Source organism: Staphylococcus sp. URHA0057 (assembly GCF_000620265.1).
Lineage (GTDB): Bacteria > Bacillota > Bacilli > Staphylococcales > Staphylococcaceae > Staphylococcus > Staphylococcus pasteuri.
Map to the genome: position 1 here is coordinate 59,637 of NZ_JHVS01000007.1, position 25,897 is coordinate 85,533.

General features: G+C 30.2%; 26 protein-coding genes. 16 read left to right on the forward strand and 10 right to left on the reverse strand.

Going from position 1 to position 25,897, the window contains the following annotated elements; all coding sequences use genetic code 11:
• Nucleotides 1-43 precede the first annotated feature (43 nt).
• On the reverse strand, nt 44-1,189 hold the full coding sequence (locus N524_RS0104630) for a glycosyltransferase family 4 protein (RefSeq protein ID WP_029055784.1): 1,146 nt from the start codon (nt 1,187-1,189) through the stop codon (nt 44-46).
• Nucleotides 1,190-1,592: 403 nt separating this feature from the next.
• Between N524_RS0104630 and mqo the strand changes: the two genes are divergently transcribed.
• Nucleotides 1,593-3,071: a malate dehydrogenase (quinone) gene (gene mqo, locus N524_RS0104635; protein ID WP_029055785.1), complete on the forward strand. Its 1,479-nt coding sequence runs from the start codon at nt 1,593-1,595 to the stop codon at nt 3,069-3,071.
• Nucleotides 3,072-3,164: 93 nt separating this feature from the next.
• Here the strand turns inward: mqo and N524_RS0104640 are convergent, their stop codons facing one another.
• A complete protein-coding gene (locus N524_RS0104640) occupies nt 3,165-4,532 on the reverse strand; it encodes a HAMP domain-containing sensor histidine kinase (protein WP_029055786.1) in 1,368 nt (455 codons plus the stop codon).
• A complete protein-coding gene (locus tag N524_RS0104645) occupies nt 4,525-5,199 on the reverse strand; it encodes a response regulator transcription factor (RefSeq protein WP_029055787.1) in 675 nt (224 codons plus the stop codon). The genes N524_RS0104640 and N524_RS0104645 overlap by 8 nt, the downstream gene beginning before the upstream one ends.
• Nucleotides 5,200-5,335: 136 nt before the next feature.
• Here N524_RS0104645 and N524_RS0104650 point away from each other — a divergent pair, with 136 nt between their 5' ends.
• Both N524_RS0104650 and N524_RS0104655 read left to right on the forward strand, forming a co-directional pair.
• Complete coding sequence (locus N524_RS0104650; protein ID WP_029055788.1) at nt 5,336-6,394, forward strand: ABC transporter permease; 1,059 nt, start codon at nt 5,336-5,338, stop codon at nt 6,392-6,394.
• Nucleotides 6,394-7,059, forward strand: a complete 666-nt coding sequence (locus tag N524_RS0104655; RefSeq protein WP_017636512.1) for an ABC transporter ATP-binding protein — start codon at nt 6,394-6,396, stop codon at nt 7,057-7,059. Before N524_RS0104650 ends, N524_RS0104655 begins: the two co-directional genes overlap by 1 nt.
• A gap of 50 nt (nt 7,060-7,109) precedes the next feature.
• Here N524_RS0104655 and N524_RS0104660 read toward each other — a convergent pair whose 3' ends face one another.
• Nucleotides 7,110-7,886: a YdcF family protein gene (locus N524_RS0104660; RefSeq protein WP_225880638.1), complete on the reverse strand. Its 777-nt coding sequence runs from the start codon at nt 7,884-7,886 to the stop codon at nt 7,110-7,112.
• Between the two features lie 368 nt (nt 7,887-8,254).
• Here N524_RS0104660 and N524_RS0104665 point away from each other — a divergent pair, with 368 nt between their 5' ends.
• The 3 genes from N524_RS0104665 to N524_RS0104675 all read left to right on the forward strand — a co-directional run bounded on the left by N524_RS0104665 (nt 8,255) and on the right by N524_RS0104675 (nt 11,737).
• The gene (locus N524_RS0104665) at nt 8,255-8,713 is read left to right on the forward strand and encodes a MarR family winged helix-turn-helix transcriptional regulator (RefSeq protein WP_029055790.1); all 459 of its coding nucleotides are present in this window, start codon (nt 8,255-8,257) and stop codon (nt 8,711-8,713) included.
• A 252-nt stretch (nt 8,714-8,965) separates the two neighbouring features.
• Nucleotides 8,966-10,378 carry a zinc ribbon domain-containing protein gene (locus N524_RS0104670; protein ID WP_029055791.1) on the forward strand — a complete coding sequence of 471 codons (1,413 nt, stop codon included), beginning with the start codon at nt 8,966-8,968 and terminating at the stop codon, nt 10,376-10,378.
• A gap of 156 nt (nt 10,379-10,534) precedes the next feature.
• Nucleotides 10,535-11,737, forward strand: a complete 1,203-nt coding sequence (locus tag N524_RS0104675) for a multidrug effflux MFS transporter (RefSeq protein ID WP_029055792.1) — start codon at nt 10,535-10,537, stop codon at nt 11,735-11,737.
• Between the two features lie 58 nt (nt 11,738-11,795).
• On the opposite strand, the gene N524_RS0104680 is transcribed toward N524_RS0104675, so the two are convergent.
• A complete protein-coding gene (locus N524_RS0104680; protein ID WP_029055793.1) occupies nt 11,796-12,347 on the reverse strand; it encodes a TetR/AcrR family transcriptional regulator in 552 nt (183 codons plus the stop codon).
• 118 nt (nt 12,348-12,465) lie between these two features.
• On the opposite strand from N524_RS0104680, the gene N524_RS0104685 reads away from it, so the two are divergent.
• Nucleotides 12,466-13,113 (forward strand): HlyD family efflux transporter periplasmic adaptor subunit, encoded by a 648-nt coding sequence (locus N524_RS0104685; protein WP_017636507.1) that lies wholly within the window; start codon nt 12,466-12,468, stop codon nt 13,111-13,113.
• A 12-nt stretch (nt 13,114-13,125) separates the two neighbouring features.
• Entirely contained in the window at nt 13,126-15,114 is a 1,989-nt protein-coding gene (locus N524_RS0104690; protein ID WP_029055794.1) for a DHA2 family efflux MFS transporter permease subunit, read from the forward strand.
• A 638-nt stretch (nt 15,115-15,752) separates the two neighbouring features.
• Here N524_RS0104690 and N524_RS0104695 read toward each other — a convergent pair.
• Nucleotides 15,753-16,391, reverse strand: coding sequence for a hypothetical protein (locus N524_RS0104695; protein ID WP_017636505.1), 639 nt, complete (start codon nt 16,389-16,391; stop codon nt 15,753-15,755).
• Between the two features lie 229 nt (nt 16,392-16,620).
• Here N524_RS0104695 and N524_RS0104700 point away from each other — a divergent pair, with 229 nt between their 5' ends.
• The gene (locus N524_RS0104700) at nt 16,621-17,520 is read left to right on the forward strand and encodes an alpha/beta hydrolase fold domain-containing protein (protein WP_017636504.1); all 900 of its coding nucleotides are present in this window, start codon (nt 16,621-16,623) and stop codon (nt 17,518-17,520) included.
• 61 nt (nt 17,521-17,581) lie between these two features.
• Here N524_RS0104700 and N524_RS0104705 read toward each other — a convergent pair whose 3' ends face one another.
• Together N524_RS0104705 and N524_RS0104710 are read right to left on the reverse strand one after the other, a co-directional pair.
• Nucleotides 17,582-17,980, reverse strand: a complete 399-nt coding sequence (locus tag N524_RS0104705) for a hypothetical protein (RefSeq protein ID WP_029055795.1) — start codon at nt 17,978-17,980, stop codon at nt 17,582-17,584.
• Entirely contained in the window at nt 17,980-18,462 is a 483-nt protein-coding gene (locus tag N524_RS0104710; protein ID WP_029055796.1) for a thioesterase family protein, read from the reverse strand. Before N524_RS0104710 ends, N524_RS0104705 begins: the two co-directional genes overlap by 1 nt.
• Nucleotides 18,463-18,579: 117 nt before the next feature.
• Here N524_RS0104710 and corA point away from each other — a divergent pair, with 117 nt between their 5' ends.
• The gene (corA, locus tag N524_RS0104715) at nt 18,580-19,527 is read left to right on the forward strand and encodes a magnesium/cobalt transporter CorA (RefSeq protein WP_017636501.1); all 948 of its coding nucleotides are present in this window, start codon (nt 18,580-18,582) and stop codon (nt 19,525-19,527) included.
• Between the two features lie 46 nt (nt 19,528-19,573).
• Nucleotides 19,574-20,623 (forward strand): type 2 isopentenyl-diphosphate Delta-isomerase, encoded by a 1,050-nt coding sequence (gene fni / locus N524_RS0104720; protein WP_029055797.1) that lies wholly within the window; start codon nt 19,574-19,576, stop codon nt 20,621-20,623.
• Nucleotides 20,624-20,741: 118 nt separating this feature from the next.
• On the opposite strand, the gene gltS is transcribed toward fni, so the two are convergent.
• Nucleotides 20,742-21,950, reverse strand: a complete 1,209-nt coding sequence (gene gltS, locus N524_RS0104725; RefSeq protein WP_029055798.1) for a sodium/glutamate symporter — start codon at nt 21,948-21,950, stop codon at nt 20,742-20,744.
• Nucleotides 21,951-22,279: 329 nt separating this feature from the next.
• Between gltS and N524_RS0104730 the strand changes: the two genes are divergently transcribed.
• The 3 genes from N524_RS0104730 to N524_RS0104740 are packed head-to-tail and all read left to right on the forward strand — an operon-like array spanning nt 22,280 to nt 23,938.
• Nucleotides 22,280-22,603, forward strand: coding sequence for a PadR family transcriptional regulator (locus N524_RS0104730; protein ID WP_029055799.1), 324 nt, complete (start codon nt 22,280-22,282; stop codon nt 22,601-22,603).
• Nucleotides 22,596-23,156 carry an HAAS signaling domain-containing protein gene (locus tag N524_RS0104735; protein ID WP_029055800.1) on the forward strand — a complete coding sequence of 187 codons (561 nt, stop codon included), beginning with the start codon at nt 22,596-22,598 and terminating at the stop codon, nt 23,154-23,156. The genes N524_RS0104730 and N524_RS0104735 overlap by 8 nt, the downstream gene beginning before the upstream one ends.
• On the forward strand, nt 23,153-23,938 hold the full coding sequence (locus N524_RS0104740; protein ID WP_029055801.1) for a DUF4097 family beta strand repeat-containing protein: 786 nt from the start codon (nt 23,153-23,155) through the stop codon (nt 23,936-23,938). Before N524_RS0104735 ends, N524_RS0104740 begins: the two co-directional genes overlap by 4 nt.
• 48 nt (nt 23,939-23,986) lie before the next feature.
• On the opposite strand, the gene N524_RS0104745 is transcribed toward N524_RS0104740, so the two are convergent.
• Nucleotides 23,987-24,595, reverse strand: coding sequence for a DNA-3-methyladenine glycosylase (locus N524_RS0104745; protein ID WP_017636495.1), 609 nt, complete (start codon nt 24,593-24,595; stop codon nt 23,987-23,989).
• A gap of 196 nt (nt 24,596-24,791) precedes the next feature.
• Here N524_RS0104745 and N524_RS0104750 point away from each other — a divergent pair, with 196 nt between their 5' ends.
• Together N524_RS0104750 and N524_RS0104755 are read left to right on the forward strand one after the other, a co-directional pair.
• Nucleotides 24,792-25,412, forward strand: a complete 621-nt coding sequence (locus tag N524_RS0104750) for a DUF805 domain-containing protein (RefSeq protein ID WP_029055802.1) — start codon at nt 24,792-24,794, stop codon at nt 25,410-25,412.
• Between the two features lie 143 nt (nt 25,413-25,555).
• Nucleotides 25,556-25,756, forward strand: a complete 201-nt coding sequence (locus N524_RS0104755) for a helix-turn-helix transcriptional regulator (RefSeq protein WP_017636493.1) — start codon at nt 25,556-25,558, stop codon at nt 25,754-25,756.
• The last annotated feature ends 141 nt before the right edge of the window (nt 25,757-25,897 follow it).

Here is a 25,897-nt window from a genome sequence, read left to right on the forward strand (position 1 = left end):
TACTGTTAAAAATTTTAAAGCTAATATTAATTAATAATGTACTTTAGCTGAACATTTTCATGAAATCTTTATAAACAGCTTCGGCAGTATAATTTTCTAGCGTATGTCGACCCTCATTGATGATATATTGGAGTTCACTATCATTATGCATCGTTAAATCAATTCGTTTAGCCAATTGAGATGTATCATCATGTTCTACTAAATAACCATTTTTACCATTTTTAATAATAGAATCAGGGCCAGTATTACCAGCAAAGCTAATGACAATGTTATCTTGAGCCATCGCTTCAAGTAAGACCATACCAAAGCCTTCATTTCTTGATGGAACGACAGTAATTTTACTTTGAGCAAGCTTTTGATCAAGTTTAGGTGTTGATGGATAAAGTTCGACAATATCTTGTAAATGATATTGATTTATAAATTGAATTAATGAATCTTTTTCTTGTCCATCGCCATATAAGTGCAATACATAGTTTAAATGTCTCAAATCGTCTTGAATTAATATAATGCTTTCTAATAAAAGATCGAATCCTTTTTCATATTCTAATCTTCCTGCAGCAATAATAATATTTTTCTTTTGAGAAGCAATTCTCTTGTTATCAATGATATTAGGTATAACATAAACAGGTGTTTTTAGTTTTGATTGATAAATATCGCGATCTGCTGAAGTTAAAGTTGTGACTTTATTGATTTCTCGATATGCATTAATGATTTGATTTTGATACTTTGTATCATGTGCATTGAAATTCATATGTTCCATAGCGATAGTTGTAACTTTTTTATTTTGATATTTAGCGATTAAAATATTAAAACTTGCTCTTGTACCTATGAGAACATCCGTAGAAACATGTTTAATAGCTTTTATCATTTTCTTCTCAACATAACTCGAAAATTGATTAAGTCCAGGTTCATACTGTGATAATTGTTTAGGTTTTAAGAACGGTGTATATTTTTTAATACGATTCGCAATAATAGCATTAATATTAGATGGTTTCATACGGTAATCAATTAATACTTTAATATTGATATCTTTATGCAATTTGAAATAGGGTTTGTCGGCACCTCTGAAGACAGAAATAATAGTAACTGGATGACCTTTTTCAGCTAATGCATTAGCAAGTTGTGAAATAGATTTAACCGTTCCGCCCATTGCATAGATGTTATGCATGAAAAATGTGAACGACTTCATTTGAACACCTCTTAATTTTTATGAATTTATATTGATTATATCATGACATAGTTCACAAATGAGTTAAATGAATATGTTAAAATATAAGTATTAACAATAAATGAGATATATCATTTTGATCTATGTGTGATGTTACTAAGAAATTGACATTTTCAAATAGGTGTTTATTTCATTTAAGTATTGATTATATGGTACAATATTAAATGTTTTAAGTGTCATATTTTAGGTAATGTATTGAGTAATTATGACTAGATTACATTAATTATAAATCTAAAATAAAAGTTGTTTAGAATTAATGGAAATCGTTGATTTTATTTTTTACCTATTTAGAAAGCGCTTTAATATAAATCTAGGTCATTTGATAGTTTTATTAATCAACTAAAAAAGGGGGACTGTATTTGTTATGAGTACACAACATAGCAAAACAGATGTCATCTTAATCGGTGGCGGTATCATGAGTGCAACGTTAGGAACATTATTGAAAGAATTATCACCTGATAAAGAAATTAAAATATTTGAAAAGTTGAATCAACCCGGTGAAGAAAGTTCAAATGTTTGGAATAATGCTGGTACAGGGCATTCAGCATTATGTGAGTTGAATTATACTAAAGAAGGTAAAGATGGATCTGTAGATATTACTAAAGCGATTAAAATCAACGAGCAGTTTCAAATTTCTAAACAGTTTTGGGCTTATTTAGTTAGAACAGGACAATTAGAAAATCCAGAAAACTTTATTAAAACAGTACCTCATATGAGCTTCGTTAAAGGTGCGAATAATGTTGATTTCTTAAAAAGACGTGTTGAAAGTCTTCAAAAGAATGTTTTATTTAGTAAAATGGAAATTTCTGAAGATAAAAATAAAATTGCTGAATGGGTACCTCTCATGATGGAAGGTAGAACAGACGAAGAACCAATTGCTATCACTTATGATGAAACTGGTACAGATGTTAACTTTGGAGCTCTAACTAAAAAGTTATTTAGTAATTTACAACAAAAAAATGTAGATATTAATTATAAACATGAAGTTTTAGATGTAACTAAACAAAATGATGGAACTTGGTTAGTTGAGGTTAAAAACTTAGCTAATAATCAAGTTACAACTTATGAAACTGATTTCGTATTTATTGGTGCTGGAGGTGCAAGCCTACCATTACTACAAAAAACTGGAATTAAAGAATCTAAACATATCGGTGGCTTCCCAGTTAGTGGCTTATTCTTAAGATGTAAAAATCCGGATGTTATTAAACGTCATCATGCAAAAGTTTATGGTAAAGCTGAGGTAGGTGCGCCACCTATGTCAGTACCGCATTTAGATACACGATTTGTAAATGGTGAACGTTCATTACTATTTGGACCATTTGCAGGTTTCTCACCAAAATTCTTAAAAACTGGATCATATTTAGATTTAATTAAATCAGTGAAACCTAATAATATCGTTACGATGTTAACTGCAGGTGTTAAAGAATTTGACTTAACAAAATATTTAGTATCACAATTAATGCTTTCTAATGAGGAAAGAATAGATGACTTACGTGTATTCTTACCAAATGCTAAAGATGAAGATTGGGAAGTTATTACTGCAGGACAACGTGTTCAAGTGATTAAAGATACTAAAGATTCAAAAGGTAATTTACAATTTGGTACTGAAGTAATTACATCAGAAGACGGTACGTTAGCTGCTTTACTTGGTGCATCACCAGGTGCATCTACTGCTGTAGATATTATGTTCGATGTACTTCAAAAATGTTATAAAGATGACTTTGACAGTTGGGAATCTGCTATAAAAGAAATGGTTCCTTCATTCGGATTAAAATTAACTGAACATGAAGATGTTTATCATGCTGTTAATAAAGAAATAGTTAAATATTTGAAAGTTAAATAAATAGTTAAAGCGTCTCACTATAAAGTCTAATGGTTACGATAGTGAGATGCTTTTATTTATTTAGAATGCGAGTTTTTAAGTTGTTGGTTATATTTAGTTTTGAGGTAATTGAATCGTAAATGTAGTTCCTTCTTGTTGAGTGCTTGAGACGTAAATTTTACCGTGATGAAGTTTAATAATTGATTCTGTAATTGCCAAACCTAAGCCATTACTATTGTTATCATGGCTAAGTTTATAAAAGCGTTCAAACATTCGTGATTGTTGTGTTTCGGTTATAACATCACCATGATTAGTAACTTGAATTAAAACATGTTGTGATGTTTGCGTTAATGCAATGTTAATAACTGAATCGTGATAAGCATACTTAATGGCGTTGATAATAAGATTATTTATAGCTTGGTGTAATAGTCTTTCATTTCCAAGGAAATAAATAGATTCCAAGTTAGACATTATCATTAATGACTTATTATCTAGTGCGAAATGTTCATGTCGAATAATGTCTTTGATCAATATATTAAGTTGTATATTGTCTGAAAATGTAAGATGTTGTGCATTATCAAGTTCCGATAATAATAACAATTCTCTTGTTAAATCACTAAGTTGAGTTGTAATTTGATTGATTTCTTCTATTTTATTTTGTCGTTTATTTTCATTATCGGTTTGTTCTAAATCCACTAATAATTGTTTAATATGAGTTAGGGGCGTTTTGATCTCGTGAGAAACATTCTGTACAAAGTGTTGTCGCATTTCATCAACTTGCTTTAAAGATTGTCTCATTGTGTTAAAACGATATTGTAATGTGCCGATTTCGTCTTTTCGTGTTTGTTTAATCGGCGTGTTAAAATCTCCATTCATTAATCTTTCTGTACCACGTTTCAATTGTTTTACAGGTCTTACTATAGAATAGGTAGAAGCTATAACTAACGAGATTGAAATTATCAACAATAATGCTAATAGCACTGCTAAAAATATTCTGAATTCGCTAAATGTTTCCCCTATATCAGGACGCATAAATACTGCAATAGCTTGATGATCATTTTTAAATTGAAGACCTACAGTATTATCAGTTTCATTATCAAAGAAACCTGTTATAAAAAGTTTAAAAGGCTTCTCTTTTATCCCATGATAAGTATCGCCGTGTAAAACTTTTTGGATATCATGTTTGGGTAAGCTATCCTTTCTAAAAGGAGCGCCATAAAAGTGTTTGTTACCATGTTGATCAACAGTCATAATTTGATAATTCATATCTCCCAAGTGTTTAAAATATGTATTAATATGTTCAAATGATTGTTTATCTTCAAATTCCTTAGCTTCTTTTAATGTCTTCATAATTTTCGCATCATTAGAGGGTTTTAGATTAAAATGATAATAAATGTTCGTGAAAATAAAACTGATAAACGCACTAAATAAAATGACGACGATTGTATAAACAGCAATTCGAATATATAAAGATTTAAACATTTACTTCCACCTTATATCCTTGTCCACGAACTGTTTTAATTGTGACATTAGAATGTAATTGAGCTAAACGTTGTCGTAAACGCTTAATATGGACATCAACTGTTCTTTCATCACCTTCATAATCAACCCCCCATATTTTTTCAATAAGATGCTCTCTTGTAAGTATTTGCTTCTTATTGGTGGCTAATAGAAAAAGAAGTTGAAATTCCTTATTCGGTAACATCATCGTTTTATCGTTTACTATAACTTCCATATACGCTTGTTGGAGTGTTAAATCACCTATTACTAATTGTTCTTCTGCATGTATATCATATCTACGTAAAACAGCTTTAATACGAAATATGAGTTCTTTGACTTCAAATGGCTTTGTTAAGTAGTCATCCGTACCACTTAGAAATGCTCGTTCTTTATCACTTAGTGCATCTCTTGCAGTCAACATAATGACAGGTAACTCAAAATCTTCTTTGATAATTTGACATAATTCAAACCCGTCCATACCTTCCATCATAATATCGACAATAGCAATATCTATTTGATTACGATTTAAACATTCAAGTGCATCCTTAGCATTCATATGAGTATAAGTTTGAAAGTGTTCTTTTTCTAAATGTGTCGAGACATAATTTAATATTTTCAAATCATCATCGACGATAAGACAGCGATTCATATACACACTCCTATCTTTTTTACTTAATTATACTATGAGCAAAATTTATAAAACAATGTATGAAATTGTTCATATTCAGTTCATAAAAAGTAATTAATATACAACTAGTGAAAATATCGAATAGGAGTGAATATGAATGAAATTAGCATGGAATGAAATAAAATTTTATAAGCTAAGATATATATTGATTATGCTAATTATTGTCTTATTAAGTATGATGGTGTTATTTATTAGTGGTTTAGCACAAGGGCTTGGCAGAGAAAATGTTTCATTATTTAGTCAGCTTAAATCAAAACATTATATTATCCAAGATATGAAAGCACCTCAAATTGAAAAATCTCAATTAACGAAAAAACAACAATCTAAGGTTGAAAATATCATTAACACTAAACCCTTGAAAATGAAACAACAAACTTTAAATGTTAAAGGAGAAAATAATGAAGATGTATTAGCAATCGATTCTTCATTACAACATAAGTTTAAATTGGCAAAGGGCCATTATCCGAAAAACGATAATCAAATTGTTGTGAATGAAAAATTAACAGGAAAAGGGATAAATATTGGAGATCAAGTCCAATTTAAAAATCAAGAAAAAGCGTATAAAGTAACAGGATTTCTTAAAGATGCGATGTATTCACATAGTTCAATCGTAATGATGAATCAACAAGGATTCAGTGATATTAAAGGACAGTATGCTACATTTTATCCAATCAATAAACTATCGAAGCATGAACAACAACAGCTAAAGGATATTACAGGTATCCAAGTTACAGATGAAAATGAATTAAAAGATAATATTGCTAGTTATAAAGCTGAACAAGCACCACTAAACATGATGATAGTGAGTTTATTCGTTATTTCTGCTATTGTTCTTAGTGCCTTCTTTTATGTCATGACAATCCAAAAAGTATCAGAAATAGGTATTTTAAAAGCGATTGGTATAAAGACAAGACACTTGCTTAAATCCTTAACCTCACAAATTTTAATGATTACATTATTATCAGTTTTAATATCAGTCGCTATGATTATAAGTGTTTCGTTCATAATACCAGTAACAATGCCATTTCATTTAGCCTACGCTAATTACATTTTAGTGATTGTCATTTTCATTCTCGTAGCATGCATAGGCTCATTACTATCATTTATTAAAGTCGTTAAAATCGATCCATTAGATGCTATTGGAGGTGGAGAATAGTGACATTGCAAGTTAAACAATTAATTAAAACGTTTGGAGAAGGTAGTACTAAGACAGAAGTATTAAAGGGTATCGATTTAACAATAGAGCCTGGTGAATTTGTAATTCTTTCAGGTGCATCAGGTTCGGGTAAATCAACATTGTTATCTATATTAGGAGGTCTACTTTCTCCTACTGATGGGGATATAAACTATGAACAACAACCTTTATTTTCATCGTCTAAACAAAATAGTGAACGTCGATTATCAGAGATAGGCTTTATCTTCCAATCTTCTCACTTAGTACCTTATTTAAGCGTCATTGATCAATTGATAATTGTAGGACGTGAAGCAGGAATGTCTAAAAAAATAGCATATCGTCGTGCAGAAAAATTATTAAGTGATATAGGATTGTATGAAAGAATGAATGCTTACCCCCATATGTTATCAGGTGGTGAAAAACAAAGAGTAGCTATTATGAGAGCGCTAATGAATAATCCTAAAGTATTATTAGCTGATGAACCCACAGCAAGTTTAGATGCTAAAAGAGCATTATCTGTTGTAAAAATGATTAAAAAAGAAATTTCAAACAATCAAATGTGTGGGATTATGGTGACACATGATCAGCGATTGTTTGAATATGCAGATAAAGTTATTTACTTAGAAGATGGACTAATTAAAAATTAATATAAAAATAGAGGCAGTAATACATTCGTATAGAATGTACAATGTCTCTTTTATTTAATCCATAAAATGATAATACTTAACCAAAAGGTTAGTGCAAAGTATATGGTTAGTAAAAGACGATACTGGTACATTACACCTAAAAAGTCTCTGATTAACGCAATATGGAAAAAATGGTATGGTGTATGACTGCCAATACCATAGGCATGAATATCATGATTTTTAGCCAATTTAAGTGCTCTTAAAATATGAAATTGACTAGTTACACATAGTATTTTGGGTTTAATATTGAAATATTTTCTAATTATTTCTTTCGAATATATAAAGTTAGTATTTGTATTTGTTGATTGTTGTTCCAATAATATATGTTCTTTTGGGACACCGCGATGAATTAAATAGCGTTGCATAGCTAAAGCTTCAGTAATAGGTTCATCTGGACCTTGACCACCAGAAACTAAAATCATAGGAGAATTATGGAACTGTCGGTAAATATCATATGTTCGATCTAAACGCTCTTTAAGCATAGGTGTAACTTCTTCAGTAAAAATACCTGCCCCTAAAATAATGATTAAATCGATTGGTTTTTGAAAATGAGTTGAACCATATGCAGAAGACCAAAAGACATAACAAAAGAAAGCGAATAAAGTAGACAAACCAATGAAACTAAGCCATAGTATAATGCCATTCAATATTGGAATAGGACAAGTACTAATGTAGAAACAAGCAATTATAAATAGGATTAACCGAACTCCACTTAAAGTCATTTGCTTAATAAAACGACGCCCTTGTTTATTACGAAAGATAGAGGCATGCTTTAATATGATATACATAAATATCATTATTATTATTGCTATTAGTTCATAAGGTATTGAATAACTAATCAGATGGTAAATTAGAGTTATAAAACCTAATATAATAGTAGAAATAAATCCAGTTATACTTAAAGTTATAAATTGGTTAAAAAATAAAGAAAACAATATTATTAAAATTAATAAAGTGAAAAGCAATGGAATCATGAAAGGGCCACCTCTATCATATATGTATATATAAATGTAGTTGATAAGAGTTAAATAAGCAACTTAAAAGATATTGAGTTAAAACTGTTTTTAAGGTTTCATTTTATAATTTTTCTTGATATCATTTATAAGATGAAAAATAAATATTTTATATAAATCTACGCGTGTTTGAGGAGATACATATGACTAGACAATTAGAAGATCATATTGCATTTTTAGAAACATTTATCAATAATGTAAATACTTTAACGGCTAAATTATTGAAAGATTTGCAAAATGAATATGGCATTTCTTTAGAACAATCTAATGTATTAACGATGCTTAGTAACGAATCTATGACTATTAGTCAAATTACGGAGAAGCAAGGCGTTAATAAAGCGGCAGTGAGTACAAGAATTAGTAAATTGCTAGATGCAGGTTTAGTTATTTTAGAAAAACCTAACGCTAATATAGATCAACGACTCAAATTTATTACGTTATCTGATAACGGAAAATCATATATAAAAGAGCGTAAAGCTTTGCTTAATAGTATTGCTCATGACTTTACAAATGATTTTTCTGCGGAAGATTTAGAACAAGTAAGACATGTTTTAGATATTATTAATCATAGAATGACGAATTATAGTTCTAAACTATCTTAAAAATTATTAAATAAAGACTATACACAATAGAAGAGTTAGGAATATAATTTGTATATACATTGGACATAAGACTAAATACGTATGTTACTGTTATTCATTTAGTCATATAATGAAAATATCTGAAAAAATAAAGATTTATAAATTTTAAATATTAAAAAATGATGCATAAGTAATAACCCCCCTTGATATAAATATAGTGATATAACTATTTATAAATGGTAGTAAGTTTGGAAAGTGAATAGAGGTGATACGATGAAACAGTGCCCTCAGTGTGGCGTCTCTGTTGAAAATGATGAGCACACTTGTCATAATTGCGGCCAGTCATTAAAAAAAGAAATAAATCAGAAAAGTAGTAAAAATAACAATATTAAACGAAAAGATAGAACTAACAAATCAACTAATCAATCATCGAATATTAAAATCAGAAAAGTTGTGCCAGTGGCAATTATATTTTTTATTATCATACTATTAGTTATTTTATTTTTCCTTCTAAGAAATTATAATTCACCCAATGCTCAAGCTAAAATTTTAGTGAATGCAATTGATAACGACGATAATCAAAAGGTAGCAACCTTACTTGGTACGAAAGACAAAAAGGTCGATCCTGATGAAGCGGCTGCGTACATCAAATATATTAAAAAAGAAGTGGGCATGAAGCATTTCGTTAGAGATGTTAGAAATACGGTTGATAAATTAAACAAAAGCGATTCAAGTGTTGCATCGTATATCCAAACTAAAGATGGGCAAGATATTTTACGTGTAAGTAAAAACGGAAGACGATATTTTATTTTTGATAATATGAGTTTTAATGCACCTACAAAACAACCTATCGTTAAACCTAAAGTGGATACTAAATATGAATTTAAATCAGGTGGTAAACGTAAAACAGTCATTGCAGATGCAAATAAAACAACACCATTAGGTTATTTTATTCCTGGTAATTATCACATAGACGCAACTAAAGAAACAAAAAATGGCGTATTCACAGGTACACTTGATTTTAATTTCAAGAATAGTAATAGTGAAACTGTAGATGTTAACGAAAACTTTGAAGAAGCGCATTTAAATATCAAATTAAAAGGTGCAACGAAACTGACAAGTAAATCGAAAAAAGTAATCATTAATGATCGTACAATGTCATATTCAAATTCTAAAGAATTCGGTCCTTATCCTAAAAATAAAGATATAACAATTTCAGCTCAAGGTAAGGCGAAAGGTAAAACATTTGAATCTGAAACTAAGACAATTAAAGCGTCTAACTTAAAAGATAATACGTCAGTTACTTTAGATTTTGATAGTGATGAAATAAGTAAATATGTGACTAAAAAAGAAAAAGAAGAAAATAGTTTGAAGAACAAACTCACACAATTCTTTAGTGGTTATTCTATGGCTTTAACTTCAGCCAAAAATCAAAGTAACTTTGATTTAATATCAAGTTATTTTAAAAAGAATTCTTCAATGTATGACAAAATGAAAAATAGTATTAGTAATCAACAACTTGTATCATTACAATCACCACAAGTATTGAGTGCTAGCAAAAGTGGAGATAAAATATTAACAACTGTACAACATATCGATGAAAATGGTCAGTATGTTAATAAAGAGTATGAGTTAGAGCAAGCTTCTAGTGGGAATGACTTTAACTTAATTAAAGAAACAGATTAGAGAAATAGACGTAGTACAATGAAGTTCATTTACATTTATGGACATTGTCCTACGTCTCATTTTTTTAATTATCAAAATCTCATATGTTAAATATTTCTATATCATATAATATTAGAACTTTTATTATTAAAAATAAAAACAAGGTGGTTTCAAAAAATGAATAGTAAAGTACGAGCAAAATCACAATCTCTTATATTTGTAATCATCTTAGGAGCACTTACTGCAATAGGCGCATTATCTATAGATATGTTTTTACCTGGGTTGCCAGATATACAAAATGACTTTCATACAACAACTTCAAATGCTCAATTAACATTATCTCTATTTATGATTGGTTTAGCATTAGGTAATTTATTTGCTGGACCAATATCAGATTCTATTGGTAGAAGGAAACCGTTATGGATATCAATGCTTATTTATACTATTGCAAGTTTAGGTATTGTCTTCGTTACGAATATACAAGTGATGATAGCTTTGCGTTTTATACAAGGAATTACTGGTGGGGCGGCATCTGTTATTTCGAGAGCGATTGCTAGTGATATGTATAAAGGTAAAGAATTAACTAAATTTTTATCTTTACTAATGTTAGTTAATGGTGTTGCACCAGTTATAGCGCCTGCTATTGGTGGCGTTATACTAAGCTTTGCGGTATGGAGAATGGTATTTATTATTTTAACTGTATTTGGTGTATTAATGGTTATTGGTACATTAACGAAGGTGCCAGAGTCTTTACAAGAAGATGAAAAAGATAGTAATGGTATTAGAGAAATGTTTAAAAACTTTAAGCATTTATTATTTACACCTAAGTTTGTACTACCGATGGCAATTCAAGGTTTTTCTTTTATTATGTTATTTACCTATATTTCAGCTTCTCCATTTATAGTTCAAAAAATCTATCACATGTCAGCTTTACAATTCAGTATTATGTTTGCCGGTATAGGTATTACATTAATTATTTCAAGTCAGTTAGTAGGCTTTCTTGTAGACTATGTGGATAGACAACGCTTATTAAAAATAGTGACCTTTATTCAAATATTTGGTGTAGTTTTAGTTATCTTTACTTTGTTAAATCATATGAGTTTTTGGATTTTAGTGATTGGATTTATTATATTAGTTTCTCCTGTAACAGCAGTGGCAAGTTTAGGTTTTTCAATTGCTATGGATGAAAGTACACGAGGTAGAGGTAGTGCATCTAGTTTATTAGGATTAGTACAATTCCTATTAGGTGGCGTAATGTCTTCATTGGTTAATGTTATGGGCGAGCATAATGTAATGCCCTATGTAACGATTATTAGTTCAACGGCTATTATTTTAATTATATTACAATTACTTAATTCAAAAATACATCGTAACAATTAAACAACCAAAGTGATTAATACAATCACTTTGGTTGTTTTTCATCATTTACCAAATATAATTATCGCTGTAGTTTAACTGTGTTTGCTAGTAAATTTTCAGCAATTTCTTCTGGTGATTCTTGGCAGCCATTACGTAGCCAATAAAATATAACACCCACTTCACCACCAATTGAGTAAGTGATAAATAAAGACTTATTACGAATTGAATTTGGATAATCATTAATAACATGTTCATATGTTTTTTTTGTAGCTTGAAAATAATCAAACGCTAATCCTTTATTTGGATAAGTAATGAAAATAGCACGATAAAACGATTCTTTTCGTTTTATATATTTAGCTACAATTAAGAAAAATTTATATAATTTGCTTGTATCTACTCTTACACTTTCAAAATTATTATATAAAGCTGTAAGTAATTTAGTATATTTAGAGAGATGATAGTTTTGGATTTTTTCTAGTAAATCATATTTATCTTTATAATTATCATAAAAAGTAGATCTATTAACACCACTGTAAGCACATATCATTTTAATAGTAATATCTTCAAAAGGGTACTCATCTAATAGATCAATCATACTTTGTATAATTTTATATTTTGCTTTTCTTTTCATTAGTATTCACCTTTGTTCATATAACCGACACATTTTTTTAAAGTGTCGGTGTTTTTTTAATGTCTATGTAACTATAATAGATAAAGTGAATTTTAAAAGCAAATAGGAGGAAGTATATATGAAGAAAATGGTATTAATTAATATCATTACTATCATAGTATTAATTGTTATTGGAGTATTAGGCTTTTACTTCTGGAACAATGCAACAAGCTATGTTAGTACTGATAACGCCAAAATAGACGGCGATCAAATGAAAATAGCAAGCCCAACTGCAGGTGAAATCAAATCATTTGATGCAAAACAAGGTGACAAACTTAAAAAAGGTGACAAAGTAGCTGAAGTAGTTGGACAAGGTCAAGATGGTCAATCTAAAAAAATGAGCATCAAAATGCCTAAAGATGGCACAATCGTAAAAACAGATGGTATGGAAGGTTCAATGGCTCAAGCTGGGAACCCAATCGCTTATGCGTATAATTTAGATGATTTATATGTTACTGCCAACGTTGATGAAAAAGATGTTGCTGATATTGAAAAAGGAAATGACGTAGATATTGATATCGACGGTCAAAAAGCAACTGTAAGTGGTAAAGTAGAACAAATTGGTGATGCTACAGCAAATAGCTTCTCATTAATGCCTTCATCAAATAGTGATGGTAATTACACTAAAGTATCACAAGTTGTACCAGTTAAAATTTCTCTAGATTCTGAACCATCTAAAAATGTTGTTCCAGGTATGAACGCTGAAGTCAAAATTCATAAAAATTAAGGGGGTCATTAAATGACAGCGACCTTCATTATTGTTTATATTATAATCGCGCTCATACTTCTTGGTTTAATTAATTTCTTTATTTCTAAAAGTAAGAAAAAGTCTAAAAACCAAAAAGTGGAACAACGCTCAACAAAAGGTTCTGAGAGTCAATCATATCAATCTAAATTTAAAGCAAGTGATTTAGACAAACAATCTGAGTCACGTACAACATCTCCTAATGATTTTGGTTCAACTTCAAATCATATAGAAGACGATAAAAGAAAACATCATTTCGAATCAATGAATGAATCTGAAAATGACAACAACAATGCACATGACCAAGAGAAACTACGTCGTTCAGACGATTCTTCTCGTAACAATATTGATAGAGAAGAAACAGAAGATGTAGACGAAGAAGTGCATAATCCAATTAACCCTGACTCAAAAGAGGGCAGAGTTAATGAAAAAATCAAGAGACAACATAGTGATTTTATCTTTGGTAATGGTATCACTAGAGGTAAAATTTTAGCAGCAATGTTATTTGGGATGTTTATTGCTATTTTAAACCAAACTCTATTAAACGTTGCGCTACCTAAAATTAATACTGAATTTAATATCTCTGCATCAACTGGACAATGGTTAATGACAGGATTTATGTTAGTAAATGGTATTTTAATACCGATAAGTGCTTTTCTATTCAATAAATATTCTTATAGAAAGTTATTTCTTATAGGTCTTGTACTATTTACTATAGGATCATTGATTTGTGCTATTTCAATGAATTTCCCTATTATGATGGTAGGACGTGTATTACAAGCTATTGGTGCTGGTATTTTAATGCCTTTAGGTTCTAACGTTATTGTTACAATCTTCCCACCAGAAAAACGTGGTACGGCAATGGGTATTATGGGTGTGGCTATGATATTAGCTCCAGCTATTGGCCCAACGTTATCAGGTTATATTGTTCAAAATTATCATTGGAATATAATGTTCTATGGTATGTTCTTTATAGGATTAGTAGCTATCATAGTAGGTTATTTCTGGTTTAGACTTTATCAAAGAACCACAAACCCTAAAGCCGATGTACCAGGAATTATTTACAGTACTATTGGTTTCGGTGCTTTATTATACGGTTTCTCTGAAGCTGGTAATAAAGGTTGGGGTTCAACTGAAATCGTTACGATGTTTGTGATTGGTGTTATATTCATTATCTTATTCGTTATTAGAGAATTAAGAATGAAAGCACCAATGTTAAACTTAACAGTATTGAAATACCCAACATATACTTTAACAACAGTTATTAATATGATTGTTATGATGAGTTTATATGGTGGTATGATTTTATTACCTATTTACTTACAGAATTTACGTGGATTCTCTGCGTTAGATTCAGGCCTATTAATGCTTCCGGGTGCATTAGTAATGGGTGTACTTGGTCCTGTTGCAGGTAAGTTATTAGATACTATTGGTATTAAACCATTAGCTATTTTTGGTATTGCTATAATGACTTATGCAACTTGGGAATTAACTAAGTTAAATATGGACACACCATATTTCTCAATCATGGGTATTTATGTGTTGCGTTCATTTGGTATGGCATTTATTATGATGCCTATCATGACTGCAGGCTTGAACGCTTTACCAGGTCGATTAATTTCTCATGGTAATGCATTTGTAAATACTATGAGACAATTAGCAGGTTCTATTGGTACTGCGATTCTTGTTACAGTAATGACAACACAAACAACTAATCATGTTGCCGCATTTGGCACAGAATTAGATAAAACAAATCCAGTTGTTCAAGATCATATGCGTGAATTGGCTCAACAATATGGTGGAGAACAAGGTGCAATGAAAGTATTATTACAATTTATAAATAAATTGGCTTCTGTTGAAGGTATAAACGATGCATTCGTTATTGCAACTATGATAAGTTTATTAGCACTTATTTTAAGTTTCTTCTTACAAAGTAAGAAGAAAGCTGATGCATCAGCTGCAAAATCAAGAGCAGAAGATTAATTGTTGATAGACATTAAATAAAGTTTAATTAAAAAAATTGTGTTGTGGGGGCATGATTTTTAAGGGATCGGTATCAATTTTGATATCGATCCCTTTTTTTAGTGGCTCTTACGAATGAAATGAGTTAGAGCCACTTATGCATTAGCGAAGCTAAGGCGAACCGAAGAGAACGAATGAAATGAGTTAGAGCCACTTATGCATTAGCGAAGCTAAGGCGAACCGAAGAGAACGAATGAAATGAGTTAGAGCCACTTATGCATTAGCGAAGCTAAGGCGAACCGAAGAGAACGAATGAAATGAGTTAGAGCCACTTATGGGAGTAGAACAGAAATGTGAAGTACTACTCCTAATTTTATTAGGTTAGTAGTACTTACATCTTAGTTTTGACTAAGATGTTCTTTATCGTCGTTCCACCCCGGCAAGTATGGCTAGACTTGAAGGAAGTATGAAATACGCACGTTCAAGATAGACATCTACTGCCAATATATGAACGAAGTTCAGAATGGTTTAAGGCGAACCGAAAAGAACGAATGAAAAGAGTAAAAGCCACTAAAGAATAAATAAAACACAAAAAGCGTGTTGAAAGACATCTTTATCAAGATCATCTTTCGACACGCTTTTAATTATTAAAAGATATATTATTTAATACGGATTTTTCTGTTTCTAAAGAATAGACTAATAATTAGTAATCCAATGCTACAAGCTAATAAAATAAGCGCGTTGTGAATAGCATCGGCTTCTACCACTACCTGATCTGGTGAGACAGTTAAGTAATATTGTTTAAGTGAATCAGAAATTTTCTCAGCTAATGTATGAATAATATAGCTAAAGTACATTGTTATCACTAGCATAATGGCAAGAAACAACATATTTACAACCTTTAAAGCACTACGATTAAAAATAATTGTTAAAATCGATAAAATTAAACTAAGAATACATAATGCGAAAAAGGCGTAAAAGACAATCAATAATCGGTCAATTGATTGTTGTAATTGATCAATATTACCTAAATTGATATTAATATTTCCAATTTGTGTAACAGTATCTTGGAAATTTTTAAGTTGATGAAAATCAATAGTTTGTTTGGCAAATACAATATTGAATATGGGTTGTTTATACATGCTATAACCTGTAATTGCAGTCAACACAAGCACAATTAATTGAATAATCATACTTACCCATGAACGCTTTTTCTTGCCATATTGTTTACCTCGATGCAAACCTTGCGTTTGAAATGCATCGTCAAAGTTTTCCAATCTGCTTTGTTGATTAGACATGCAGGTGCCTCCCTTGAAATAGTCATATCTTTCTTTATCATTTCTAGTCTGATTTTGTTATAATAATGATTATTCAAAGACAGTAAAAAATTAGACAATTTATAAAATGAAATTCATGACTAAATTAAAATATACTTTAAATTATATCCCTTTTTATGTTGCGAATGTAGGTTTTTAATCAAATTGTTTTTTAATTTTAAAAATTGATAAGAGGTAGGTTTAGTTATTTATGAAGAATCGTTTAATGAACAGAGTGGTAAACAAATATATTCTACACAATCGTTCAATATTTTTCGATAATGATGAAGCAGTGGATAAATTTTTCGAAAAAAGACAAATTGAAAATGAGAAAAAACATAAGCAACCATCTACACTGAATGTGAAAGCCAATTTAGATAAACTTATGCTAGGAGATATGCAAGTTTTTAGATTTAATTTTAGACATGAATCCAAAAGAAAAATTTTGTATATTCATGGTGGATATAATACATTACAACCATCACCATTTCATTGGAGATTCTTAGATAAATTGACATTATCAACGTTACATGAAGTTGTATTTCCTATTTATCCTAAAGCACCTGATTATCATATCAATGATACACAAAAAGCTGTTAAAGATGTTTATGATCAATTAGTATCTGAAGTGGGTGCAGAACATATTATTGTCATGGGAGATGGCTCTGGTGGTGGATTAGCATTAAACTTAGTGCAAAGCTTGATCGAACAAAATGAACAAGTACCACGTCAATTATATTTAATTTCACCATTATTAGATGCAACATTATCAAACAAAGATATAACTGATGACCTATTAGACAAAGATATATTAGTGAGCAGATTTGGTGTGAATGAAATTATGAAACGTTGGGCAGATGAATTGCCACTTACCAATTCACGTGTATCACCAATATATGGCAAGATTGAAGGATTACCACCAGTGTTTATGTTTGGTGGAGGTAGAGAAATTATTAATCCAGATATGCATTTATTTAAGGATACATTGGAATCAGTTGGACAAGATATTGAATTTTATGAATATCCAAGAATGGTTCATGATTTTCCACTTTATCCGATTCGTGAATCACATAAAGTTGTTAAACAAATTACCAAAGCTTTAAATAAATAGCATGTATAAATAAAGAAAAGGGCGTTTAGCAGTTGATATTTAGCTAAACGTCCTTTTTATATTATTCCATAATAGAATTAATATGTTTAATAATAAAGTTTTGTCCTTTTGAAAAATATAAGTCAGCAATTGTGTCCTCAAAATGACTTGGTATGTCGGTTAAATTACTAAATGAAAAGACTTTTTCAATATTATCATTTCGTACACGATTCGCAAGTTGGTTATAGTGTTCGAGAAATTGATTGTCATCATCATATTTTTCAAGAAGTTGATTTATTTCATCAATAGCTTGTTTTTGACCTTGAGTGTAACTCATTCGTGTTGCACGTTTAAATAATTTTGAACCTGGACCATTTATCGTTAAAGCTTTTTGTTCGTTTAAGTCACTAAGCGCATATTTAACATCATCGAATAAATCTAATAATTCACTTTGTACTGTATGGCGAATAGAATCATTCATTATTTATCCTCCTTATGAGGGATACCAATTCGATGGCCTAGTTGGTCTGGCCATTCAATTGTTTGCTGTTGTTGGTCAGCATAGTGTTGCATTTGTTTGTAATAGTCTTCTGGAAAGGCAGCTGAGCGTCGTTGTTTTTGATCAATGCCCATCATCATTACTTCATTTGTAGCTGCAACATTACCATTATTACGGACCATTCTTAAGAAAAAGTGAACACGTTTGTAATCATAATCATAAATATATAACTCAACATCATAATGCTCATTTAATGTTAATTCAGATAAAAATGTAGTGTGTTCTTCAATTGTAAATGTAGTGTATTTATATTGTTCACGTTCTTCTAATGATAAACCATGACTATAATTAAAATCATCAATCACATCACTAAAAATGATATTATAGTATGCATCATGCATATGATTATTATGATCGATAAAATCTTCAGTCACCGTTTTACTTACCTTAAATGTTTGAGACATGACAACTACTCCTTTTTTGTGTGCTTGCTAATTATTTTACTAAATTAAATTAAGACATACACGTAATTCAATTCATGATAAAATAATGAAGAACTGCTTAACAGGGGGTAAATGGAGATGACAATGACTATTCGATACCAAACATCTACCGAACCTTTAAAAAGGGTGAATCGGATTGAAGATATTCCTAGTGAAGCAACAATTGTTTGGTACGATTTTGAGGACGCAACACCACAAGAAAATGAATTTTTAAGAAATCATTTTAACTTTAATGATTTAGAAATAGATGATGCCATTAATGGTATTCCTCGAGCAAAATATAAATCGTATGATGATTATCAATATTTAGTTCTTCATAGTATATTAGTACGCAATTATTCTGCAATAGCGTTAAATGTATTTTTAGGGGATAAATTATTAGTCACATACCATCATCAAAGTTTTGAATCGCTTAAAAGAGTGGCTAAAGTAAATGAACAACACCATGATCCAGAACTAGATTGTGCAGATATTGTTATTCTTATATTAGATAGTATGGTAGATAAATACTTTAATTTTGTTTACGATATTGAAGATAAGGTATATACATTTGAGGATAGACATGTTGATGATCGCTTTAGTAAAGATGTAATGGACAACGTATTTAAATTACGTTCTGACTTAATTAAAATCAAACGTGTTTTATTTCCAATGCAAGAGTTAGTTGATACGATTAAAACTGAAGGTAATTTAATTAAAGATAATAAGCATTCAATGTATATACAACATATAGATGACCACTTAATTAAACAAAGTAACGTCATTAAGACTTCTCAAGAAATGACGAATGAAATTAGAGAAAACTATGAATCTTATACATCATTTAGAATGAATAATATTATGCAAATTTTAACATTAGTTTCAGTTATATTTTCTCCACTTACCTTTATTGCAGGTATATACGGAATGAACTTTGAATATATGCCTGAACTTAAATGGCATTATAGCTATTTTGTTTGCTTAATTATTATGTTAATCATCACTATTGTGTTAATAATTTTCTTCAAAAAAAAGAAATGGTTTTAAATTGTGCATTTTAAAATTAGATTGAGTTGGAAAGGGCGGTATAGTAATGAGTGATTTTCAAAGAGAGCAGAGAAAAAATGAACATGTTGAAATCGCGATGGCACAGCAAGATGCTGCATTGTCAGATTTTGACAAAGTAAGGTTTGTACATCATTCAATTCCTAATATAGATGTAGATGATGTTGATTTAACTACACGTACATCACATTTTGACTTGAAATATCCCGTTTATATCAATGCAATGACGGGTGGTAGTGAATGGACTAAACAAATTAATGAGAAACTTGCGATTGTTGCAAGAGAAACAGGATTAGCAATGGCGGTTGGTTCAACACATGCTGCTTTACGAAATCCTAAAATGGCAGAGTCATTCACTATTGTAAGAGAAACTAATCCAGATGGTATTATATTCAGTAATGTGGGTGCTGATGTGCCTGTAGATAAAGCCGTAAAAGCCGTTGAATTATTAGATGCGCAAGCATTACAAATACATGTTAATTCACCACAAGAGCTAGTTATGCCAGAAGGTAATCGTGAATTTGCCAATTGGATGGAAAACATCGAAGCTATTGTTAAAGCAGTAGATGTTCCAGTGATTGTAAAAGAAGTAGGATTTGGTATGAGTAAAGAAACGTACAAATCACTGCTTAACGTTGGAGTAGCTTATGTTGACGTAAGTGGGCGTGGTGGTACAAACTTTGTTGATATTGAAAATGAGAGACGTTCAAATAAAGATATGGATTATTTATCAAATTGGGGACAATCAACAGTTGAATCTCTATTAGAAAGTACCGATTATCAAGATAAACTTAATGTCTTTGCAAGTGGTGGTTTACGTACACCATTAGACGCAGTGAAATGCTTAGCATTAGGTGCTAAAGCAGTTGGAATGTCACGACCATTTTTAAATCAAGTTGAGCAATCAGGTATTACGCAAACGATTGAATATGTAGAGTCATTTTTAGATCATATGAAGAAAATAATGACTATGTTAGACGCTAAAAATATTGATGAATTAACTCATAAAGATATGATATTCAGCCAAGATTTATTATCGTGGATAGACCAAAGAGGTTTAGATATTCATAAAGGATAATTGGCCTAACTATAGTTGCCAAAATAAATTCAAAAATAAAACAGTACACATGAGAAACTGTCAGGACATAAGCAAAAGCACTTTATGTCTTAGTTCCATCATGTGTACTGTTTTTTTATTATTGGAAAAATTGTATAAAGCCCATAACAATAGTCACGCCTATTAAGTCGATTAAGAATGCACCGACAATAGGAACAACTAAATAAGCTTTGGGTGAGTTACCGTATTTTTTTGTAATGACATCTAAATTAGCCATTGCATTAGGTGTTGCACCTAACCCATGACCAATAAAGCCACCAACCATTACTGCAGCATCATAGTCTTTGCCTAAGCCTCTGAATAAAATGAAGATAGAGAACAAGATCATGAATACAACTTGCACAAGAACTATGATAATTAATGGTAATGCTAATGAGTAGATTTCAGTTAATTGAATACTCATTAACGCGAGAGATAGGAAGATACCTAATGAGATATCACCGATTTCTTCGTTAATTTTTAAATCAACAATGTTAAAGCCAAATGCTTCAGAAATGTTACGCACAAAAACAGCGACGAACATTGAGCCTACATACATTGGTATATTAACATTTGTTAAATCAGTAAACGTATTTCCTATGTATGTACCGAGTGCCATACAGAATACAAGAATTGTAAACTGTATAAAGAAAATTTGTGTTGGTTTATATTTTTCGTGAAGTGCTTGATTATATTCAACTTCACCATAGTTTTTAAATGAATCATCACTATGTTCAGGTTTGAGGTTATAACGTTTGATTAAAAATTTAACTACAGGTCCGCCAATCAAACCGCCAAATACTAAACCTAATGTTGCGGCAGCAAGAGCAGCAGTTACAGCGGAATCAATGCCCATATCTTGAATTGTTTTACCATAGGCAGCGGCATTACCGTGACCACCTTCCATTGACATAGACCCTGCTGTTAAACCTAATAATGGTTTGATATTTAATACTTTAGCTAAGGAAACACCAATGACGTTTTGACAGAAAGCCATAATACCACAAAACATAAAGTATAATAACATGACCTTTCCACCAACTTTAAATAATTTCAATGATGCTCCTAATCCAATTGTTGTGAAAAAGGCTAACATAAAGAAATTTTGTATAAATGATGAGTCTAATTTAATTTTAACTATATTAAAGGAATCTAAAATCGCAACTAAAATTGCAAAAATTAAGCCACCAATCACTGGTGCTGGAATACAAATTCTTCTTAAAAACGAGACATGGTTTATGATTGTTTGACCAATCAGATATAAAATACATGCTAAACATAATGTGGTAATAGCATCTAATTCTAACATTTTAACTCCCCCTTAGAAGTTACCCCAAAACCTATGTTTAAGTGTTATTCAATTAAAATATGTAAGCGTTATAAAAAGCCACTATACCTAGTATACACGTATAAATCCATTAAATCTAGTTTTAGAATAAATATTATTTGTATTTATACATAAAAGTATTAATTTTCAATAGATATTATCAGAAATAATATTAAAATTATTAAAAAAGAATATCCTATGTTGAGGATTTATTATTTAGTACCTTGCAATGTACAGTAGTGAGTGCTATATTATAGATAATCACTACTGTGTAATGTTTAGTACCTAAAATGAAATATGGAGGAATGCCTATGAATACGCAATTTAAGAAGGGTGCGTTAGAACTAATTGTCTTGTTCATTATCAAAAGAGAAGATCAATATGGTTATTCATTAGTTCAAAATATCTCACGTTATATGACAATTGCTGAAGGAACTGTATATCCATTATTACGAAGATTAGTTAAAAACGGTGAACTATCTACGTATTATCAGCCATCAACAGAAGGTCCAGCGAGAAAATATTATCGTCTTACAGAACAGGGCCAAGGAAGATTGGCGACGTTAAAAGAGGAATGGCAGTTGTTTTCTAATGCTGTAAATACGTTTATTGAGGAGAGTGAATCAAATGAATAAAGAAAGATATTTAAAGCAATTGGTCGCTAATTTAAAGCATATGGATAATATTGACAAGCAAGATATTTATAACGAATATGAAACTCATTTTATAAGTGGTAAAAATGAAGGGAAATCTGAAGAAGATATAGCTAAACAATTAGGAGATCCTAAAATGATTGCTAAAGAATTGAACGCCACTATGGCTATCGAAAAGGTAGATGAGAAGTCTAATTTAAAAAGTATATTTAAAGCTATATTAGCAGTGATGGGATTAGGACTTTTTAATTTCTTTATTGTATTAGTACCAGCATTCTTCATTTTAATGATTTTTTTCACATTAATTGTTTTTACATTAATACTTTTCAGTGCACCTATATTTTTAATTATCAAATTTGCAACTGAAGGCTCAAATTCAATTATTTTATATGATGTTTATATGGCGGGATTAATGTTTGGTGTTAGTTTAATGTTATTAGCAATTACTATTCTTCTCATTAAATGGTTCTTAAAATTAACAGTAATGTATCTTAAATGGAATGTCTCATTCGTGAAAGGAAGTGTTCATCCATGAGAAAGTTAATCATCACACTTTTTATAATTGGTTTAATATTGAGCATTGGTTTTGGTATAGGTCTTATTTCTCAAGGTAAGAAGTTATCTTCAGCACATCATGAAACGCAATTAAATAAAGAATATAAAGACAATATAAAATCTATTCAATTGGATGTTGAGAATAGTGATGTTGAAATAAAGCATGGTAAGACATTTTCGATAAAATCAATTGGTAGTTCAGACGCTAAAGTAGATAGTAAAGTCGAAAAAGGAACATGGCATATTAATGACCAACATAATCAATCTAATATCAATTTTAGAATAGGCACTATGTTCACTAATAAAATTATTATTACCTTACCAAAAGAAATGAATGAACTAACAATAAAAGATGACGCGGGGGATATCAAAGTTGATAATGTTGTTAGTAAGAAAACGCATATCAATGTTGATTCTGGAGATATCACTTTGACAGATAGTAAATTAGGTGATTTGAAAGTCAATAATGATTCGGGTGATATTTTAATGAAACACATTCATTTCACAGAAGGTAAAATAAAAAATGATTCAGGAGATATAGAAATGAAACAAAGTATTCCTGATCAACCATTAAATGTATCAAATGATAGTGGAGATATTCATATAAATTATAAAAACAAAGCCAAAAACACATCATTTACTGCCTTAAACGATTCTGGAGATACGAATATATATGATAAGGAATTAAAACAACATCAAATAGGTAAAGGAGACAACAAAGTCAATTTATCTAATGATTCTGGAGATATTACGGTAAAATAAAATTGATTAAAAGAGAGGATGGCACTATTTTTAGTGCTATCCTCTCCTTTATTTCCATGTATCATCAGGGTTTTGAAAATCTGATTTTTTCATGCGAGATACATATGGATTACCTTTGACTGTATAGCGAAGTGGTTTATTTGTCCATTCTCCTTTATTTGGAATACCAATACGACCACTTTCAACTATCGATTTAGGATGTTTCCGATTTTTTATGTCAATTGATAGGCGACATTGATTGATAGTAGATCCATCAATGGCACGCGGAATATTAAATGCTTTCGTCCATTTTCCTGGTCCATTAGTCAATTCAAATCCATCTTTGCCTCTATTGATTCTCATAGCTTCAATCCCGTCTTCTGGTTCTACTGCGCGAATAAGCACACCTTCAGGAACACCACTATCTTTAGTAACAAAGTTAATTAATAAATGTGTATGCATGACATGTGCATAAATTGTTCCACCAGTCTTATATAATGAAGTAACTTTAGGTGTTTGTTTACCACCAAAGCCATGAGCTGCGCGATCTTCAAAACCTAAATAAGCCTCAGTTTCGACAATATAACCGCTATAAGTTTGATGATTATCCTGATAAATGACACGGACTCCTAATAATGATTTTGCAATATCTGTTGTATTACGTTCTTTAAAATCCATAATGGAACTCCTCTATAAAAATATTTGTTTTTATAATTTATTTTGGAAATTCTTAAAAAATATTTGATTTATATTTTTTTAGGTCTATCTATTTGATACAATGACCGTATTAACAATATTATTACTTAATTAATGTATCAAAATTGATATGAGTAATAAAATAAATTGAATTGATGATTTGAAAGGAGCAGCTAAGATGAGAGAGAAAGTTGGTTTTAAAGCATCATTTAAATTATATTGGTCAAATTATTTTAATTTTAAAGGTAGATCAAGACGTAGTGAATATTGGTTTATGCAATTATGGCATTTAATATTTATGTGTCCTGGTATTATTTTATTGATTATTGGTGCAATAGGGCTGACTATAGGTATCTCTTCAGGTCAAAGTACGACTGCACTTAGTATTGGTGTCTTTAGTCTAGTGATATCCGTGTTATATTTAGCCATTTACTCACTAGTGACAATTATTCCGAATTTAGCTATATTAGCCCGTCGATTCCATGATACTTCACGCACAATGTGGATACCTATGATCGGATTTGGTATTGCAGTATTTTTAAATATATTTAATTGGGTGGTCAATGCAACTGGACATTCTGAAAATGGATGGTTATTACTAATCTATTGGTTAATTACAATCATCTCTTGGATTTTTGGTATTTATAATATCGTTATTTGTTGTTTAAACAGTCAGAGAGAAACTAATATTTATGGGCCAAGTCCAAAATATGCAGGGTCTGAAATGATAAGCGATAATAATTATAATCCAGTAGACAAAGCAAATAAGAAACATAATTATGATAATAATGAAATTTAAAATAGTAAGGTAAAGCTAGGGTCATAGTGAGACCTTAGCTTTTTATATAAGAAATCATCATTTATTCTAGTAGATGTCGTATATATTTGACGTATGGGTAAATGATTTAGTAAAATCAAGATAATACTTATCGAAAGAAGCGGATGAATGCGTTGAATAGAGTGAAACAATATCGAGCACATCAAAAGATGTCGCAATTAGAACTAGCAAGACGAATAGGAGTTTCCAGACAAACAATTAATATGATTGAAAATGATAAATATAATCCGTCATTAAAATTATGTATAAATATAGCTAAAACCTTGTCAGTCACACTTAACGACTTATTTTGGGAGGATGAATAGTTATTTTTAATAAATTAGAATTTAAAGATGAATTCAAAAATAATTTATTCAAAAATCATTTAGCAAAAGCGAGTGCGATATCTATATTTGTAATTGCCTGTATATTTTATTTCCAAGCAATGTTTGATATTCAACGTGAAT